Source organism: Fodinicola feengrottensis (assembly GCF_039530045.1).
GTDB classification, from domain to species: domain Bacteria; phylum Actinomycetota; class Actinomycetes; order Mycobacteriales; family HKI-0501; genus Fodinicola; species Fodinicola feengrottensis.
Map to the genome: position 1 here is coordinate 1 of NZ_BAAANY010000004.1, position 2,025 is coordinate 2,025.

The window sequence follows — 2,025 nt, forward strand, 5'->3', positions numbered from 1 at the left end:
GCGAGTGGAACTACACAATCAAATCAACTGTTTGAAATCTTATATGATTCCAGCCCCTTACCGCGAATGACGTTCTCTACACGTGCCTCCCGCTGTTTCATACCAACGCGATAAATGCCTTCAGTCAGGCATTGGTCAGTGGCGCCGAATACGCTCTCGGGCCGCGGTTCTCGGCATCCCGGTTCTGGTCGGACGCGGCCAGACATGGCGCCACGTTCACGTACCTTCTGGGTGCCATGGTGAGCATTCTCGCGAGCAAGGAGCCGGCCGACCACGATCGGTCCCACCAGATCAGGGCCGCTCTTTCTCCGGCCACGCCGCCGGCCCTGCTCGAACCGTTCTTCGAGCGTTTCGGGGTCGTGTTGATCGACGGTTACGGTTCGACCGAGACGAATTCGGTGATCGCCGCCAGTCGTCGGGAGCGACGACCCGGTTATATCGGCCGCGTACAACCCGGATTCAGCGTACGAATCGTGGACGAGGATGGCCGTGCCGTGCCAGCTGGTACGAGCGGTGAGCTGCTGCTTCGCAGCGACCAGCCATTCGCCTTCGGCTCCGGCTATTTCCGGATGCCCGAGGCCACCGTCGAATCGTGGCGCGATCTGTGGTTCCACACCGGGGACCGGGTCTGCCAGGAAAGCGACGGGTGGATCCGTTTCGTGGACCGGATAAAGGACGTGATTCGCCGCCGCGGCGAGAACATCTCGTCTCTGGAGGTCGAGCAGGTTCTCGCCGAACATCCGGAAATAGCCGAAGTCGCCGTTTACGCGGTCGACTCGGAACTGGGGGAGGACGAGGTGATGGCCGCCATTGTCGTACGGCCCGATGCTCACCTCAGGTTCGACAGTCTCGTCGAATTCCTGACGCCACGCCTCGCGGCCTTTGCCATACCTCGGTTTGTCAAGCTGTGTAGTGATCTTCCTCGGACCGAAAACGGCAAAGTCCGCAAGGCGGTGTTGCGAGAGCAGGGCAGGGAGGCCGCCGACTGGGATCGGCAGGCCAACCCCTGACCTCAGGACATCGGCGTGAAACACGCCCGACCGTCGATCAGGCCGCCGGAAAGCAGGTCGAAAACGGGGCTGTCGGCGACCATTGGGAAGGCCGTCACATGCAAAGTCAGCTCGCCGCGAGCGACCAGCTGGGTCAACTCGTCAACAACGCGAAGGGCTGAATCGTGGCGCTGGAGCATGTTCACCGGCAGCAGGGCGATGTCGTCGAACATCCAGTTGGCGATGTCCAGCGGCACCGTGGACCCATGGACATAACCGATGACCGCCGTACGCCCGCCGGGCCGCAGCCATCCACCGCGGACAGTCATCTCGGGGCCGCCCCAGGTGTCGACCAGGAGAGTGGCTGTCCGGCCCGCCGCCAGCTCGGCGAGCCGCTCGTGCTCGGCCAAGGTGACAACTTCCGCGCCAGCGGGGACATCTTTGGCCCGTTCGGGCCGGGACACCAGCCCGATCACCCGGGCGCCGGCCCGCAGCGCGAGCTGGACGGCGATCGACCCGACCGCACCAGCCGCGCCGGCCACGACGACGACCTCGTCGCTCGCGGTGCCAACACCCTGAACCGGCCAGGCACCCAGTCGCCCCACCTCGTGCAGGGCGATGTGCGCGGTGGTCAGTGGATTAAACGCGGTGGCCGCCCATTCAGGGGAAAGCCCGACAGCCGTTTTTGTCAGTGCCTCATGGGAAACCGCAACGTATTCCGACCAGGTGCCGTCCCGTACGGTGCCCAGCCCTTCGCCGCGTACAGTCACCTTCGTGCCGGAGGCCCACTGGTCGGAGCTGACGATGACGCCGGCGCCTTCCACCCCGCCCACGTACGGCAGCTCCGGCTTCACCACGAATTCGCCGCTGGCCACCGTGAAGTCGAGATGACCGACCGCGGCGGCTTCGATCCTGACCAACGCCTCGCCGGGTTTCGGCGTGGGGACTGGGATCTGCTGAAGACGGGGCGGCTGGCCCCACGCGTGGACCTGAAACGCGTTCATGGTGTCGCTCATGTAGCCCAACTCTGTAGCCG

General features: G+C 64.6%; 2 protein-coding genes. One reads left to right on the forward strand and one right to left on the reverse strand.

All coding sequences use genetic code 11. From position 1 onward, the window contains the following. The first annotated feature begins 110 nt into the window (after positions 1 to 110). Positions 111 to 1,010, forward strand: a complete 900-nt coding sequence (locus tag ABD301_RS05610; RefSeq protein ID WP_344307970.1) for an AMP-binding protein — start codon at positions 111 to 113, stop codon at positions 1,008 to 1,010. Between the two features lie 2 nt (positions 1,011 to 1,012). Here the strand turns inward: ABD301_RS05610 and ABD301_RS05615 are convergent. Then, positions 1,013 to 2,025 (reverse strand): quinone oxidoreductase family protein (locus ABD301_RS05615; RefSeq protein WP_344307784.1); only part of this gene is annotated, 1,013 nt, incomplete at its 5' end.